This window comes from Geobacter anodireducens (genome assembly GCA_001628815.1).
In the GTDB taxonomy this organism is placed as follows: domain Bacteria; phylum Desulfobacterota; class Desulfuromonadia; order Geobacterales; family Geobacteraceae; genus Geobacter; species Geobacter anodireducens.
In genome coordinates this window covers 955,007-970,634 of the sequence record CP014963.1, presented here as the reverse complement: position 1 = coordinate 970,634, position 15,628 = coordinate 955,007, and the positions used below count along the sequence as shown (strand labels likewise).

The 15,628-nt window shown below is 64.7% G+C and carries 9 protein-coding genes and 4 pseudogenes; all 13 read right to left on the bottom strand.

Annotation, left to right across the window (positions count from 1 at the left end; genetic code table 11):
• Window positions 1-60: 60 nt before the first annotated feature.
• The 13 genes and pseudogenes from A2G06_04520 to A2G06_04460 all read right to left on the bottom strand — a co-directional run bounded on the left by A2G06_04520 (window position 61) and on the right by A2G06_04460 (window position 15,438).
• Entirely contained in the window at window positions 61-1,998 is a 1,938-nt protein-coding gene (locus A2G06_04520; protein ID ANA39742.1) for a pilus assembly protein PilB, read from the bottom strand.
• Window positions 1,999-2,029: 31 nt separating this feature from the next.
• Window positions 2,030-3,565 (bottom strand): annotated as a pseudogene (locus tag A2G06_04515) (peptidoglycan-binding protein LysM).
• A 74-nt stretch (window positions 3,566-3,639) separates the two neighbouring features.
• The gene (locus A2G06_04510) at window positions 3,640-5,031 is read right to left on the bottom strand and encodes a hypothetical protein (protein ANA39741.1); all 1,392 of its coding nucleotides are present in this window, start codon (window positions 5,029-5,031) and stop codon (window positions 3,640-3,642) included.
• A gap of 293 nt (window positions 5,032-5,324) precedes the next feature.
• Entirely contained in the window at window positions 5,325-5,831 is a 507-nt protein-coding gene (locus A2G06_04505) for a rubrerythrin (GenBank protein ANA39740.1), read from the bottom strand.
• A 58-nt stretch (window positions 5,832-5,889) separates the two neighbouring features.
• Window positions 5,890-6,788, bottom strand: a pseudogene (locus tag A2G06_04500) (cation transporter).
• Window positions 6,778-8,495 (bottom strand): annotated as a pseudogene (locus A2G06_04495) (single-stranded-DNA-specific exonuclease RecJ). The pseudogenes A2G06_04500 and A2G06_04495 overlap by 11 nt, the downstream one beginning before the upstream one ends.
• 61 nt (window positions 8,496-8,556) lie before the next feature.
• Complete coding sequence (locus A2G06_04490) at window positions 8,557-9,147, bottom strand: hypothetical protein (protein ANA39739.1); 591 nt, start codon at window positions 9,145-9,147, stop codon at window positions 8,557-8,559.
• Window positions 9,148-9,160: 13 nt separating this feature from the next.
• Window positions 9,161-10,069, bottom strand: a complete 909-nt coding sequence (locus tag A2G06_04485) for a preprotein translocase subunit SecF (GenBank protein ANA39738.1) — start codon at window positions 10,067-10,069, stop codon at window positions 9,161-9,163.
• 9 nt (window positions 10,070-10,078) lie between these two features.
• Entirely contained in the window at window positions 10,079-11,680 is a 1,602-nt protein-coding gene (locus tag A2G06_04480; protein ANA39737.1) for a preprotein translocase subunit SecD, read from the bottom strand.
• 25 nt (window positions 11,681-11,705) lie between these two features.
• A complete protein-coding gene (locus tag A2G06_04475) occupies window positions 11,706-12,026 on the bottom strand; it encodes a preprotein translocase subunit YajC (GenBank protein ANA39736.1) in 321 nt (106 codons plus the stop codon).
• Between the two features lie 64 nt (window positions 12,027-12,090).
• A pseudogene (locus A2G06_04470) lies at window positions 12,091-13,199 on the bottom strand (tRNA-guanine(34) transglycosylase).
• 84 nt (window positions 13,200-13,283) lie between these two features.
• Window positions 13,284-14,315 carry an S-adenosylmethionine:tRNA ribosyltransferase-isomerase gene (locus tag A2G06_04465; protein ANA39735.1) on the bottom strand — a complete coding sequence of 344 codons (1,032 nt, stop codon included), beginning with the start codon at window positions 14,313-14,315 and terminating at the stop codon, window positions 13,284-13,286.
• Complete coding sequence (locus tag A2G06_04460) at window positions 14,302-15,438, bottom strand: cell division protein (protein ID ANA39734.1); 1,137 nt, start codon at window positions 15,436-15,438, stop codon at window positions 14,302-14,304. The genes A2G06_04465 and A2G06_04460 overlap by 14 nt, the downstream gene beginning before the upstream one ends.
• Window positions 15,439-15,628: the final 190 nt, after the last annotated feature.

Below are 15,628 nucleotides of genomic sequence, written 5' to 3'. Positions count from 1 at the left end.
AGGGAGGTACTGTATAGCAAAGGGGGCTAAAATGCAAACATTTTATGGTTTACACCATCGCTACTTGAGGCAGACCTTGCGTACCTCGTGGATGTCGGTGAGCCCCTGGAAGACCTTGAGGATGCCGTCCTGCCGCAGGGTGGTCATGCCGTCGGCCATGGCCTGCCGCCGGATGATCTCGGTGTCGGACTTCTTCTTGATGAGGCTCTTCATGGTGTCGGTGCCCTCGAGCACCTCGTGGATGCCGAGGCGCCCCCGGTAGCCGCTCTGATTGCAGGTGGTGCACCCCACCGGCCGCCCCAGAACCACCTCGTTGCCCAGCAGGCCGGTGGCGGCGAACTGCTCCTCGCCGTACTCCTCGATGATCTCGGAGAGTTCCTTCCGGTCCGGGCGGTAGAGCTCCCGGCAATCTTCGCAGAGGCGGCGGGCCAGGCGCTGGGCCACGACGCAGATGAGCGAATCGGAGAAGCTGAAGGGGTCGAGCCCCATTTCCAGGAGGCGGGTGACCGTCTCCGGGGCCGAGTTGGTGTGCAGGGTCGACAGGACCAGGTGCCCGGTGAGGGAGGCCTCCACCGCGATGGAGGCGGTTTCCTCGTCCCGCATCTCGCCCACCATGATCACGTCAGGATCGAGCCGCAGGAACGAGCGCAGGGCCGCGGCAAAGGTGAGCCCGATGCGCTGGTTGACCTGAACCTGCCGGAGCCCCTTCTGGGTGATCTCCACCGGGTCCTCGGCGGTCCAGATCTTCACCTCCGGCCGGTTGATGCGGGCGATGGCCGCGTGGAGGGTGGTGGTCTTGCCGCTTCCGGTGGGGCCCACCACCAAGACAAGGCCGTAGGGCTTGGCTATGGATTCCCCGAAGATGCGCATGTTGCGGTCGGTGAGGCTGAGACTGTCGAAGGAATAGGCCTGGCCCGTGTTCAGGAGCCGGATGACCACGTCCTCAAGCCCGCCGGCCGTGGGCATGGTGGCGATCCGCAGTTCCAGGTCCAGGGGGCCGAATTTCTTGAAATTGATCTTGCCGTCCTGGGGCTTGCGCTTCTCGGCGATGTCCAGCTCGGCCATGATCTTCAGGCGCGAGGGGATGGCGTACTTGTACTTGTATGGAATCCTCTGATACACCTTGCAACTGCCGTCGACCCGCATCCTGACGATCACGTCGTTCTTGCCGGGATAGGGCTCGATATGGATGTCAGAGGCCCGGTTCTGGTGGGCGTCGAAGATGATCTTGTTGACGAGCTTCACGATAACGCTGTCGCGCTCGGTGATCGTGCGCACCTCGTCGTCGATGTCCGGCTCGTCCTCCACGGCGCCGGAGCTCAGGATGTCGACGATGCTCCCCGGCGCGATCTCCAGATCGGCCTCGTCGAGGGAAAAGGCCTGGGCAGAGCCTGCAGCGGTCTTGTAGAGGCGCTGCTGGGCCTGGATGATCTCGCTCTCCATGGCGATGACCGGGATGATCCGGGACTTGATGCTCTGCTCGAGCTCCTTCAGCTCATGGAGCTTGATGGGATAAGCCATGGCCAGGGTTATGGTGTTGCCGATGCGGGAGATGGGGACGATCCGCTGGCGCTGGGCATAGTTGGGGTTGATGCAGCGGACGAGATCGGGGTCGATCTCCAGGGTGTTGATATGGACGAAGGAGAGGTCGTACTGGGTGGCAATGGTCTTGGCCAGGGGCTCCTCTTCGACGAGACGCAGTTTGCGGAGGGCGCGCTCCAGGGTGGAGCCGTCCCGCTTGGCGGCAGCCCGGGCCTGCCCCAGGCGCTCCTCGTCGATCAAGCGCTCCCTGATGAGGAGGTCGCCCAGTTTCTGGCGCTTGCCGGTCTGCTCCAGGATGTAGGACAGCTCGCCCTCGTTCAGAAACCCGAGCTTGCAGAGCAACTGCCCCACGGGCTGGTCGGGGAAGACCTTCTGCAGTTCCAGGGCCTCGCGGAGCTGATCCTCGGAGATCAGCCGGTGCTCGATAAGTATCTCGCCAACCTTTTTCTGGGACATGGGGGCAACGGACCTCGGGAACGGCCGCCGTTCAGTAGGAAACGATCGAGTAGCCGTTGAAATCGAGCAGATCGCGGAACAGGGGATTCAATGCCGCATTGGTGAAAAATCCCCCGGTCGCACTGCCTGAACGGGGGACCCGGAAGCCCGACATCTGGATCCCGTAGGGGGCCTCCCGGTAGGGACCAGATCGTACCGGGCAAAGGCCCCCGGCATCCGCAGGCGGCCGAAGATTTTTTCCGCCACCACGCGGAAATCGTCATGGTCGCCGAGCATGATCACCCGGTAGCCCCTGGTCTCCAGCAAGCGAGTGAGGGTGTAGCTCACCGGATCCCCGTCAAAATGGCTCACCACGAACCGGTCGCCGCCGTTCTCGAAATAGCGGTCTGTCCGGACGAACAGCGTGACCCCGCCGTCGCCGGACCCGAAGAGCTCCACGCTGCGGTCCACGTCGTAGCGGAGGTTGAGCGCCTGAGGATCGAGTCGGCAATGTCGCGCGGCTCGCTGGCAGTAATCTGGTACAGGGTCTGGCTCGCGGGAGGAGTCGATTCGCCCCGGGCCGGGAACGGCTCCACCAACTGGAATCCCTCGCGCCTCAGGAAGCCGGTCAGGGCGGGGGGCACCCCGCGCCGGTACTCGTCCACGTTCAGGAGGATCACGTCGTTGCGCAGCAGGCTGTCAGGGCTTTTCTCCACCTTGAAGTCGGCTGTGACGGTCAGCCTGGGATCGGCGCCGAACTCCAGGGAGACGTTCTCCTCCACCGAATAGAACCCCGCGCCCTCCAGCAGGGACGACAGGAAACGCCTCCGGTTGCGGGGATTCTCCGACACGATCCTGACCGAGGGTTCCTTCTCCTCGATGAGCGCCCGCACCAGGGGCGGAATCCTGCCCTCGGCATCGACCAGGATGCGGCCGCCGTCGGCGGCAGGAAACGTGGGAAAGTTCTCCGGATCGAGGGAGAGGGAAAAATTCCGGTCTTCGATCCTGATGGGACGCGCATCACGCACCTCGGCGGCAACGAGCCCGTCCCACAGGCGGCGGGCCGCGTCGAGATCGTGGGTCTCGCGCTCGCCGGCGTAGCCGGTCATCCGGAGCAGGTGGCCCGTCTCCTTTGCCGTGGGTCCCCTGGAGCCGGGGGCAACAGTTGCTTCCCGGGCAATGGGGCGGCTGCGGCCCCGGTCGTCGTTGCCGGCGGCAGCGCCCAGGGGGAGGCGAATGGTCTGGCCCACCCGCAGCCGGCGGATGTCGCGATGCCGTTGATCCGGCGGACCTCGGGAATGAGCGCCTCGGCCTCCCGGTTGGAAAGCCCGTATTCCCTCATGAGGATCTTGAAGATGTGGTCGCCCGGACGGACCGTATAGTCGGTGAGGCCTGCCGGGGCCCGTTCGCTCTTGCGGACGGAACGCCCTTCGCTGCGGGGGGCCGCGGGTGCCTCGCCCCCCTGGGAAAGCAGGCTGGGCGAGAGCTCGAACCGGCGGTCAAGGGCATGTGCCCCCCCTGACATGCCGGCAAGCGCCACGGCTGCGAACACGGTGCCGACCCACAACCTGGGTGCCAATGATGACATTCCTTCTCCCGTCACTACATGAATATCCCGCGTCATGAAACCATCATGTTTCGTCCGCGGTCCGGTCCCTGGCATCAGGAGAGCGAGAGGACGATGCCCCGAATCGTGCCGCCCTTGTCCCGATACACGACAATCTCGCCATTGCCCGAGGTCCTGGCGCTCTCGACCAGGTAGCCGTCCTTGTTCCGGCGCACAGGGCCGGTGCGGTCCTCGCTGCCCGTCAGCTCACGCAGGACCGTGGCCACGTAGGACTCGGCAATGCCCTCCCTCCTTGCCGCGATGACCTGGACGGCCTTTACCGCGCCCGACTCCCGGTAGAGCCTGAACTCCATGCCCTTGCCCAAATAGCGTTCCCAGCCGGGATTGGCGCGGGAAAACGCCTCGTCGCGCTCCCCGGCGGGAATGAACGGGGGGAGTTGCGCCGCTGGAGCGGGCCGCGCCGGGGCCGGGCCGGCAGTCGACGCCGGCGCATCGGCCGGAAGAGCGGACGGCGCAACAGCGGCCGCGGGTTGGGACGGTTTTCCCTGATGAAGCAGGACATAGGCTGCCGCCGCAGTCGCCATCACCAGCAGAACCGCGAGCAGGGGCAACCAGAGGGATCTCCGTGCGGCCGTGGCGGGCGAGGGCCCGGCTGCCGCACGGGGAGAAACCATTGACCGCGGCTTCTGCTTCGCGGCTGCGGACAGGGCGCTGAAATCCGCCACAGAAGGCGCGGGCCGTGGGTACATGGGGGCCGGCTCCGCCGCCGGAGCAGGTTTGGCCTGGGCAGCCGTAGCGGGTGCACTGACGTCCACGGCAACGGGCACGACTTCGGCAACGCCGGGTGCGGCAGCCACGGGAACGGGCGCCGGCTCCTCCACCGGAGCCACGCCGCCTCCCGGAGAGGAGCCGGTCCCTCCGGCAGGAGCGGGCATCTCTGTCAACAGTGCGGGCACATCCCAACTGTTGAACTCGAATTCCGGGGCAGCATCCCCCGAAGCGCCGGGTCCCTCCGCAGCCTCTTCCCCGACCGGTTGCTCAGCATCGAAGGCAGCGGCGTCAGCATGGCCGACCACAGCCGCAGCAACGGCGGAAGACTCGGCGGCATCATCGCCCCAGAGATCGGGCGAGATCGCCAGCACGCACTCCTTGAGCGCACGGGCAAGCTCATGGGCCGGCTGGTTGAAGTCGAGGGAATCGTCGAACCACTTCTTCCCCCCCTGGGGCTTGAGGGGAGCGGTATGGACGAGAATGATGCGGGGTGCCTCGGTCCGGAGGAGCGTCTTGATGTGTCGGGCGACCGTTTCTCCCGAGATGCCGGAAATCTCGCTCTGGATGAACACGCCCGCGGGACGGTTGTCGAACACGTCCTTGAGCCCCTGGTCGAAATCCGGGGCGAGCTTCACCCTGCCTTTACAGTGGGAGCGAAGGGAAGCGAGCAGTTCACCTGTCCTGAAGTCGTCTGAAATAAAAAGAATGGTATTCATAATCGTTCCATGGATACCGGATACTCACATGAGGCGGAATTTAATGTCAATCTTTTTCCTGATGGTTCTGCCATCTCGCTTTGGATGCAAAATAAGGGCCATCCAATAAAAGAATCCTCGTAATGTCCACACACCTCATATCTGCCGGGAACAGGCGTTGAGTACAGCCGGTGTGCCAACGCGCGGGCTGCCCGGCACTTTTCGGCCAACCCGCGCGAAAACGCTGATGTCCCGACTGGTTGGTCCTTGGGGGAATTACGTGCAAAAACCAACCGATCGGGACATTGATGTGTCTAGGCTGTTTTGAAGAACACACTCCCCTTGGCTCCGCAGACTTCGCACTTTTCCGGAGCCTCGCGCTCCACCGTGTGGCCGCAGACGGGGCAGAGGTAGTAGTCGAATTCCTCCGCCGGCTGGCCGAGGGTGTCGAGGGCCTTCTGGTAAAGGGCGGCATGGACTTTTTCCACGGCATTGGCAAAGGTGAAGGAACGGCGGGCCTCGGTGGCTCCCTCCAGTTCCGCGTCGGCGATCATCTGGGGATACATGTTCTTGAACTCGTGGGTTTCGCCGGCTACGGCCTCCACCAGGTTCTCCCGGGTTCCGCCGATGGCGCCGAGGGCGCGCAGGTGGTTGTGGGCATGGATGGTTTCGGCTTCCGCAGCGGCACGGAAGAGCTTGGCCACCTGGGCGAACCCTTCCTTGTCCGCCTGCTTCGCAAAGGCGAGGTATTTGCGGTTCGCCTGGGACTCACCGGCGAATGCTTCCTTCAGATCAGCGATACTCTTGGGGGTCTCTGCCATGGCTGCCTCCTTGTGGTGGTATGGGGTCCGCGTGCATCAGCGCCCGAACGCCTCTCCGCTAAAGCCGTATCAGGTCCTCGTGCTCCTCGTCGTGGGGGTTGATGTGGATCATGACATCCCCCACGTTGGGGAACCGCTCGAAAATCAATTTTTTGACACGGGTGGCGATGTCGTGGGACTGCTTGACCGTCATCTCCGGATCCATGTCGAGCTTGAGATCAATGATGATGTACTGGCCCGACCGGCGGCCCCGGATTTCGTGGACGTGCTCCACCCCCTCCACCCCCTCGGCCAGTTCCGTGACCGCCCGGATGAAGTTATCGGGCGGCTGACCGTCCATGAGGTCGTGGAGGGCGGTTCGGAAGGTCTCGTACCCGATCCGGAAGATGAAGAGGGACGTGAGCCCCGCTGCCAGCGGGTCCATGACCCCGAACCCGGCATAGGCGCCGGCAACCCCCACCAGGGTCCCGATGGAGGTAAGGGCGTCCTTGCGATGGTCCATGGCAACGGCCTGGACTGCCGGACTGTCGAGCTTCCGTCCCGCCGCGGCGCTGTACCGGTAGAGCCCTTCCTTGATGATGATGGTCAGGAAGCGACCCCCACGGCCATGAGATCGGGGGTCTGCCAGGCCCGGAACATGATGGTGCGCACCGACTGCACCAGAATGAACATGCCGGCGCCGACGATGACCAGCGCGATGACGAATGCCGCCACGTTCTCCGCCCTGCCGTGGCCGTAGGGGTGCCTGGCGTCGAAGGGCTTGCGCCCCACCCGCAGCGCCGCCAAGGTGAAGAGGAGCGCCACAAAGTCGCAGCCGCTCTCCACGCCGTCGGCAAAGACCGCTTCCGAGCCGCCGAAGTGTCCTGCCGCCAGTTTCACGACCATCAGAACGGCGTTGACCCAGAATCCCAGGTGAATGACTTGTTCCGCCCGCTCGAACCGTTCCTCACGAAGCACGGCCGTCTCCCGATCGTCTCAGATCCTTCAGGGTAAGCTGGAACTTCCGCCGGCCGTTCCAGTTGTTCCAGCCCGCCGAGAAGAGGATGTCCACCCGGTCGCCGGGCGCGCCATCCCTGGCGGCGAGATTGAAGCCGACGGCATCGACCTGGCGTCCTCCCAGGTCCAGCCGCAGTTGCAGGTGATGCCCGCCGGCGACCCGCCTGCCGCAGACCGTGACGCCGCGCAGCAGGAACAGCGGCTCCGGATTCCCCATGCCGAAGGGTTCCAGGTCCTCGATCAGATCCACGAGCTCCGGGATCACCTCGCCGGCGGTGAGTTCGGCGTCAACGGCCACCACCGGTTTCAGATCCTCGGGGTCCAGCAGCCCGGCACAGACGTCCTCGAACCGCTCCACAAAAATCTGGAGAGTTTCCTCGTCAATCGTGAGGCCCGCCGCCTGCCGGTGTCCGCCGAACTTCTCCAGGTGTTCGCCGCACGCCGACAGGGCATCCAGGAGATGGAGCGCGGGCACGCTCCGCCCGGAGCCCCGCCCCATCCCGTCCTGCAGGGCGATGAGGATGGTGGGCCGATGGAACCTGTCTACCAGGCGGGAGGCCACGATGCCGACCACCCCGGGATGCCAGGAGTCCGAGGCGAGGACGATGCTCCTCTTGCGGGGCATGGCGGGGTTTGCCCGCACCATGGCGGTCGCCTCGTCGAGGATGGAGCGCTCCAGGGCCTGGCGCTCCCCGTTGCTCCGGTCGAGTTCTGCCGCAAGGACGGCCGCCCTGCTCCGATCACCGGTGAGGAGGAGTTCCACGCCGAGGGAGGCATCCTCCAGGCGGCCGGCAGCGTTCAGGCGCGGGGCCAGGCGGAAGCCCACGGCGCCGCAGCCGACCCGGCCGGCAACTCCTGCCACCTCCTTGAGGCGCTCAGCCCCACGCGGCCCGTGGCGGTCATCTCCTTCAACCCATAGGTAACAAAGATGCGGTTCTCTTCCACCAGTGGCACCACGGCCACCAGGTCCAGATACTGGCGGAGATTGGGGCCGGGACCGCCGGCGAAACGCCCCTCCTCCCGCAACCGGCCCCGCAGGGCGATCAGGAGGTTGAAGGCAACGCCGACGCCGGCCAGGGACTTGAAGGGGTAGGAGCAGCCGGGTTGCCGGGGATTGATGACCGCCAGGGACCGGGGCAACTCGGGACCGGGGGTGTGGTGGTCGGTGATGATGAGGTCCACGCCGAGGGAGGCGCACAGCTCGGCCTCCGCCAGGGAGCCGATGCCGCAATCGACCGTGACGACCACCCGCGCCCCCCTGTCCGCAATGGTGCGGATGCCGTCTTCGGAAAGGCCGTAGCCGTCGCTGAGCCGTTTGGGAATGTGATAGCCGCAGGAAAACCCCACCTCACGGAAAAAGCTCACCAGGAGGGCGGTGCCGGTCACGCCGTCCACGTCGTAGTCGCCGTACACGCAGACCTGCTCACCGTTGCGCAGGGCGGTGCAGAGGCGCTCCACCGCGGCATCCATGCCGCGCAACAGCAGCGGGTCTCGGATGTCGGCCAGGGTGGCACCGACAAAGCGCCGCCCGCCGGCACCGTCGGTCACCCCCCGGTTGGCCAGCAGCCGGGCCAGGAGGGGATCAACGGAGAGATCCCGGACGAGCCGGGCCACCACCTCCTGGCCGGGCTCCCGCATGGTCCAGATTTTGTCGTTGGTCGCGTGCATGGCTCCTCGTGACCGGCTGTGCGAAAAAAATCCCCGCCGGAGCGGGGATGAGGTGTGCGACCTACCGGAACATGGGACCCGGCGCCGAAGAACTGGGCTGGACCTGTTTCGCCTGTTCCAGCATCATCCTGACCCGCTGGGCATTGGGGCTCGCGGGGTCCAGCTCAAGGTAGCGCGTCCAGTACTGGATTGCCTTGGCGGGCTGTTTCAGGTCTTCCATGTAGATGATGCCCAGGTTGAACAGGCTCTGGACATGCTTCGGATCAACCTTGACGGATGCCTCCAGGTTGGCGATCGCCTTGTCGAACCAGCCCACGGCCCGGTACATGATTGCCTGGTCGGTGAGGATGTTGGGGTCGTTCGGCTTGATCTCCAGGGCCTTGCCGTAGGCCTCAATGGATTTCTGGGGCTGATTGGTGTCAAAGTAGTCATTGCCCAACTGGACCCAGGCCTGGAGATTTTTCGGGTCCTGGGCCACGACCTTGAGGGCCTGGGCGATCCGCTCATCATAGTTCACCATGGGAGCGCCGCCCCCCGGCATCCCGCCAACCGGCGCCGGATTCTTGGACCCGCTGATGCTGAACACCAGGTAACCGCCCAGAAGTCCCACGACGAGAGCCACAACTGCGGCAAGCAAGGTTTCCTTGTTCATGTTCTGTCTCCCCCTAGGCCTTGGTTTCCTTGTTCCGCTCCCCCCAGAGCACGACAATGGGGCTCGCCACGAACACGGATGAGTACACGCCTACGATGATGCCCATCAGCAGCGCAAAGGCGAAGTCGTGGATCACGTCGCCGCCGAAAAAGAAGAGGGCTGCGGTTGCCAGGAACGTGGTCAGGGCGGTAATGATCGTCCGGGAAAGGACCTCGTTGATGCTGAAGTTGCAGATGGCCGTCAGGGAGTCCTTGACGTTCTTGTGCAGGTTTTCCCTGATCCGATCGAAGACGACCACCGTATCGGTCAGCGAGTAGCCGGCAATGGTGAGCACCGCCGTGATGAAGAGCAGGTTGATCTCCTTCTGCATGACGAAGAAGATGGCGAACATGGCCAGCACGTCGTGGAGGGTCGCAGCCAGGGCGCCCATGCCGAAGGCGAAGTCGAAGCGCCAGGCGATGTAGATGAGGATTCCCACCATGGAGACGGCGATGGCCACCAGCGTATCCCTGCGGAGCTTGTCGCCGATGGCCGGGCCGATCTCCGTGGAGCTCTCCACCACGAACCGGTTGCCGGTAAGCTCTTTGTGGAAGGCATCCTGGATCGCGTCAGCGACCGGGCCCTGGACGTGGGTGGCCTTGCCGACCTTGACGAGGAGCTTGTTCCCGCCGGTGATCTCCTGGAGGTTGGCATCCCTGAAGCCGTGCTTGGCCAGGGCCTGCCGGGCCTGGTCGATGGGGACCGGCTGGCTGAAATTGAGCTGGACCGCGGTGCCGCCGGAGAAGTCGATCCCCATGTTGGCGGTTCCCATGGCTATCTGGCCGATGCCCAAGAAGCCGAGCAGCGCGACAATGGCGGAGATCACGAACGTGATCTTCTTTTTGCCCATGAAATCGAAATTTGTTTTGCCGATTATTTGCATGATGGCCCCCTAGACGCTCAGACGCTTCACCCGCAGACGGTTCAGGGCGAAATCGAAGATCGCCTTGGTTCCGACGAGGGCGGTGAAGAGGTTGATGATGACCCCCAGGCTGAGCGACACGGCAAATCCCTTGACCGGGCCGGTGCCGAACTGGAAGAGGACCGCGGCGGTGATGAGGGTGGTCACGTGGGAGTCCATGATGGTGAGGAACGCCTTGTCGTAGCCTGCGTCCAGGGCCGCCCGCGGCGTTTTGCCGAGCCGCAGTTCCTCCCGTATCCGTTCGAAGATCAGAACGTTGGCGTCCACCGACATGCCGATCAGCAGCACGATGGCGGCGATGCCGGGCAGGGTGAGGGTCGCCCCCAGGGCGGCCAGCGCCCCCATGAGGTAGAGAACGTTGAGAACCATCCCGAAATTGGCCACCATGCCCGACAGCTTGTAGTAGATCCCCATGAAGATGATCACGAGCGCGACGCCGATGGCGCCGGCCATGAGCCCCTTGTGGATGGAGTCCTCACCCAGGGACGGCCCCACCGTCATGTTCTGGATGATCTTGACCGGGGCGGGCAGGGAGCCTGCCCGGAGCACGATGGCCAGGTCGGCCGCTTCCTTCTCGGTGAACGAGCCGGAGATCTGGGCGCTCCCGCCGGAGATCCGCTCGCGGATGACCGGGGCGGAGTAGATGGTGTTGTCGAGGACGATGGCGAAGCGCTTGCCCACGTTGGCTGCGGTCACCTGGTCGAAGAGCCGGGCCCCGGTCGAGTTGAACTCGATGGCCACGTAGGGCTGGTTGAACTGGGAGTCGATCCTGATCTGGGCGTCGGTGAGAAGGTCACCGGTGATGATCGCCTTCTTCTTCACCGCCAGGGGAGTCTCGGAGACCGCGCCGGTGGTGGGATCGGTCCGCTTCTCCACCAGGATTTCCGTGTCTTCGGGAACGGTACCCGGCGTGGCAATGGCCGGATTGACCGTCTCGTCCACCAGCTTGAACTCGAGCCGGGCCGTGCGGCCGATGAGCTCGATGGCCCGCTTCGGGTCGCTGATGCCCGGCAACTGGACCACGATATTGGTGAGTCCTTCGCGGGCGATGACCGGTTCGGAAACCCCGAACTGGTCGATCCGGTTACGGATGGTCTCCAGGGCCTGGGCCACGGCCCGGTCTTTGCGCTCCTGGGCCTCCTTCTCGTTCACCCGGAGCTGCAGGTGCACGAAGCCCCCTTCGTCATAGGGGGGGACGAGGGTCATGGTCGGGTATTTGCCCTTGAGAAGCTTCTGGGCCTCGTCAGCGGTGCCGCGGTCGTAGAAGGTCATGGCGACCCGGTCGCCACCCTGACGGGCGATCTGCTTGTACCGCAGCGCCTTGGCTGAGAGCGCATCCTCCAGATCGGTGGCGATGAGGTCCAGGGTCCCCTCGACGGCCTTCTGGGTTTCCACCTCCATGACCAAATGCGTCCCGCCCTGCAGATCGAGCCCCAGGTGTATCCTGTCCTTGGGAAGGAGTCCCTTCCACCAGGACGGCAGCGGCGACACCAGGGTCGGGGTCAGGTAGAGAAGCGACAGAGTAATGAATAACGCAATGAGGCTGAAACGCCAGAAAAGCCCTTTGGACATGAGCGAAGCTCCTTTCGATGGATCCTTAGTCCTTCTTCAGGCTGGCGACGTATCCCTTGGTGATCCTGATGACGACGCCCGGTGCGATCTCAAGGTTCACGATATCGCCGTCGATGCCGCTCACCTTGCCGTGCATGCCGCCGGCGGTGACCACCTGATCGCCCCGCTTGAGGGATTCGAGCAGGGCCCGGTGCTCCTTGGCCTTCTTCTGCTGGGGGCGGATCAGCAGGAAATAGAAGATGGCGAACATGAAGAGAAGGGGGAGAATTGCCTGGAAGGCTCCCATGGCACCGCCGGTCTGGGCGCCTCCCGGGGGTGCCGCCATTGCAAACGCGATTCCGAGCATTGTGTGTACCTCCACGTGTATTGTGTAGGGCAGAGCCCTTGGTTAAACAACTGCGAAAAGACTGCTACTGCGTTTCCCGGCGGCCGTGAAACTCCCGTCGGAAGGAGTCGAACTTCCCCTCGGCAATGGCTGCCCGGATCTGCGCCATCAGATCCAGGTAGTAGGCAAGGTTGTGGTACGTATTGAGGCGCGACGCCAGGATCTCGCCGGAACGGTAGAGGTGCCTCAGGTAAGCCCTGCTGTAGTTCCGGCAGACATAACAGCCGCATGCGGGGTCCACGGGACCCTGGTCCTCCGCATAGGCGGCCCCCTTGATGTTCAGGCGGCCGAAGGAGGTGAAGAGCATGCCGTTGCGGGCATTGCGGGTGGGCATGACGCAGTCGAACATGTCGAAGCCGCGCCAGACCGCCTCCACCAGGTCCTCCGGGGTGCCGATCCCCATAACGTAACGGGGCTGGTCCGCAGGGAGCAGCGGCGCCGTCCACTCCATGACGCCATACATGTGCTCCTTCTCCTCACCCACCGAGAGCCCGCCCACGGCGTACCCGTCGAATCCGATCTCCACCAGCTCTGCGGCGCTCCGCTCGCGCAGGTCCCGGTACATGCCCCCCTGGACGATGCCGAACAGGGCCTGATCCCCACGGCTGTGGGCATCCTTGCAGCGGCGGGCCCAGCGGGTGGTCAATTCCATGGAGCGCCGGGCATAGTCGTGCGTCGCGGGATAGGGGGTGCACTCGTCGAAGCACATGGCGATGTCGCTGCCCAGGGCCTCCTGGATGGCCACGGCGTCCTCGGGCCGGATGGTGTGGTACGAACCGTCCAGGTGGGACTGGAAGCGCACCCCCTCCTCCGTAATCTTTCTGAGCTCGTTGAGGCTGAACACCTGGAACCCGCCGCTGTCGGTGAGAATCGGCCGGTCCCAGTGCATGAAGCGGTGAAGCCCCCCCAGCCGCCGGATCAGTTCATGGCCCGGGCGGATATAGAGGTGATAGGTGTTGGCGAGGATGATCCGCGCACCGATGGCATCGAGTTCCTCGGGGGTCATGGCCTTGACCGTGGCCTGGGTTCCCACCGGCATGAAGATCGGGGTCTCGATGAGCCGTGGGGAGTTGTCAAAGAGCCGAGACGGGCCGCGCCGTCCTGCTTCAGTAATCGGAACTGGATAGCTGCCAAGGATGCCTGCACGCAGGGCCGGACACCGCAGCCCGGGGCCGGGAAATCGTCCCGTCCGCCCCTGCGCGGCCTCGTGCCCGCCTTTCAGAAGATGAACATCGCGTCTCCGTAGCTGAAGAAACGGAAACGCCCGGCCACCGCCTCGCCGTAGGCCCGGAAGAGAAGGTCCCTGCCGGCGAACGCCGACACGAGCATGAGCAGGGTCGACTTGGGCAGGTGAAAGTTTGTTATCAGGGCGTCCACCGCCTTGAAGCGGTAGCCCGGATAGATGAAGATGTCGGCCTCGCCCTCGCCGGCTGCGATGGTCCCGTCGGCCGCCGCGGCCTGTTCCAGGGTCCGGCAGACGGTGGTGCCCAGGGCGATGACCCGGCCCCCGGCCCGTCGGCACCCGTTGACCGCTTCGGCAGTGGCCGGGGAAATATGATACCGCTCCCGGTGCATCCGGTGGTCCTCAAGCCGTTCGACCCGGATCGGCATGAACGTGCCGAGGCCCACGTGCAGCGTCACGGGCACCACCCGGACTCCGCGGCCGGCGATCTCGTCCAGAAGCCCGGCGGTCATGTGGAGGCCGGCCGTGGGCGCGGCTACCGCCCCGCGGTTGCGGGCGAATACCGTCTGATACCGGTCCCGGTCCGCCGCATCCGCCCCGCGCCTGATGTAGGGAGGAAGGGGCATGGCGCCGTTGCGATCCAGCCATTCCTGAAACCCTTCACCGGGAGTGAAGGACACGAGCCAGGTTTCCCCTTCTCCGGGCTCGCGGACAACGGCGCGGACCCCTTCCGGGAGGAGCACCGTCACGCCCGGCCGGGGCGGTTTTGAGGAGCGGATCAGGCAGTGCCAGGTCTCGTCGTCCCCCGGCCGGCGCTGCACGAGAAAGATCTCCGTCTTGCCGCCGCTTTCCTTGCGGCCGTGGAGCCGCGCCGGGATGACGCGCGTATCGTTGATCACCAGCAGATCGCCGGGCCGCAACAGGCCCGCGATGCCGCGGAACGGGATCTCCCCGATGCGGCCGCCGTCCCGCTCAACGGTCATGAGCCGGGTGGCGTCCCGCTGGCCGAGGGGTTCCTGGGCAATCAGTTCCGGGGGGAGATGGTAGTCGAACTCAGTGACGAGCATCGCTCCCCTGTCCATCGTCCATGCGCGTGAGCACCGCTTCCGGGAAATAGTAGGACAGGATCTCGCGGTAGCTGAATCCGCTCGCGGCCCGCTGCTTGGCTCCCCACTGGCAGAGGCCGACCCCGTGGCCGTACCCCATGCCCGTGAACACGGCTTCGTCGCCCCGTACCCGGACCAGGAAATTGGTGCTCTTGATAACGGTGTAGCCGACGATCTTGCGGAACGTGACCGCCGGAACAGCGGTGTTCCCCCGGGACGACACCAGGACCAGCTCGGTGAGACGGCCGCTGTTGTTACGCGCGCCCTCCCTGATATCCCTGAGCCCGGACACGGCAATCCCTGCCCCCCGGAGGAGCGGTTCGAGCTTCTTCAGGGACAGGGTCTGTTCCCAGCGGATCGGGGGTGTATCCGAGCAATAGGTGCAGTCAACGCTCTTGAGATAGGGAAGCCTGAAGCCCCAGACGTTCTCCGACACCTCGGTCCGGCCGCCGCAGTTGGAATGATAGAAGGCCTGGATCGGCTGCCCCCCCCAGGTGAGAATCTCTCCGGCGGTTTCGCGCACCCCGCGGGCGGCCCGGCTGTCTTCGATCTCGCACCCGCCGTAAACCTGATCGAGGACCGTGGACTCCAGGTGATAAACTGCGCCGGCACGGGCCCTCTTCTGGTAGACTGCATAGGTGCGGGCTACCACGGCCTGGGCCTTGACCGACTCCATGGGCCACTGGGACGATATCTCGCAGTTGATGAGTCCCACCAGGTAATCTTCAAGGGGAAGTTCGTTTATGACGAGAACCCCCTTGTCCGCCGGGACCAGTTCGATAACGCCCCGATACCGCTTGCCATTGACCGTGACGGTCGAAGGGGAGGCAACGGTCAGGCGGCGCAGAACCCTGCCGCCCACGGAAAGGGCGTCGCCGGCGCGGCGGACGGGGGCAGGCAGCGCGAATCGCACCGGCTCTCCGCTCTGGTCCGTGGCAAGGAGGCCGTCGCCGTCGACGCGGACCTCGTCATCACCCTTGACGATGGCGACCCGCACGGTTTCCTGGCGGAACGGAGCGGCTCCGCCGCCGGCTGTCGCTGCGGAAAAGACAACGGCCAGAAGGACGAATAACGCTCTCACCACTGCTGTCCGCCTATGGTGCGCTCTGAGTTTGGTTTCACCGGCCGATGCATAAAAAGAGGGAGGGGATTGCCCCTGCGCCTGCGTGTGCTTTCCTGGATGAAATCCGGATTAATGGGAGTGCAAAAATCATTGGCCGACACTTGGCAAATGAATTGCTTTTAAATCCTGGCGCGGGCAGTCAAATCCTCAC

What these genes read in the sequence shown, in the direction of transcription:
- A2G06_04485 (ANA39738.1), bottom strand. Translation starts at nt 10,069, where the DNA reads ATGCAAATAATCGGCAAAACAAATTTCGATTTCATGGGCAAAAAGAAG.
- A2G06_04505 (ANA39740.1), bottom strand. Translation starts at nt 5,831, where the DNA reads ATGGCAGAGACCCCCAAGAGTATCGCTGATCTGAAGGAAGCATTCGCC.
- A2G06_04520 (ANA39742.1), bottom strand. Translation starts at nt 1,998, where the DNA reads ATGTCCCAGAAAAAGGTTGGCGAGATACTTATCGAGCACCGGCTGATC.
- A2G06_04510 (ANA39741.1), bottom strand. Translation starts at nt 5,031, where the DNA reads ATGAATACCATTCTTTTTATTTCAGACGACTTCAGGACAGGTGAACTG.
- A2G06_04475 (ANA39736.1), bottom strand. Translation starts at nt 12,026, where the DNA reads ATGCTCGGAATCGCGTTTGCAATGGCGGCACCCCCGGGAGGCGCCCAG.
- A2G06_04490 (ANA39739.1), bottom strand. Translation starts at nt 9,147, where the DNA reads ATGAACAAGGAAACCTTGCTTGCCGCAGTTGTGGCTCTCGTCGTGGGA.
- A2G06_04465 (ANA39735.1), bottom strand. Translation starts at nt 14,315, where the DNA reads ATGCTCGTCACTGAGTTCGACTACCATCTCCCCCCGGAACTGATTGCC.
- A2G06_04480 (ANA39737.1), bottom strand. Translation starts at nt 11,680, where the DNA reads ATGTCCAAAGGGCTTTTCTGGCGTTTCAGCCTCATTGCGTTATTCATT.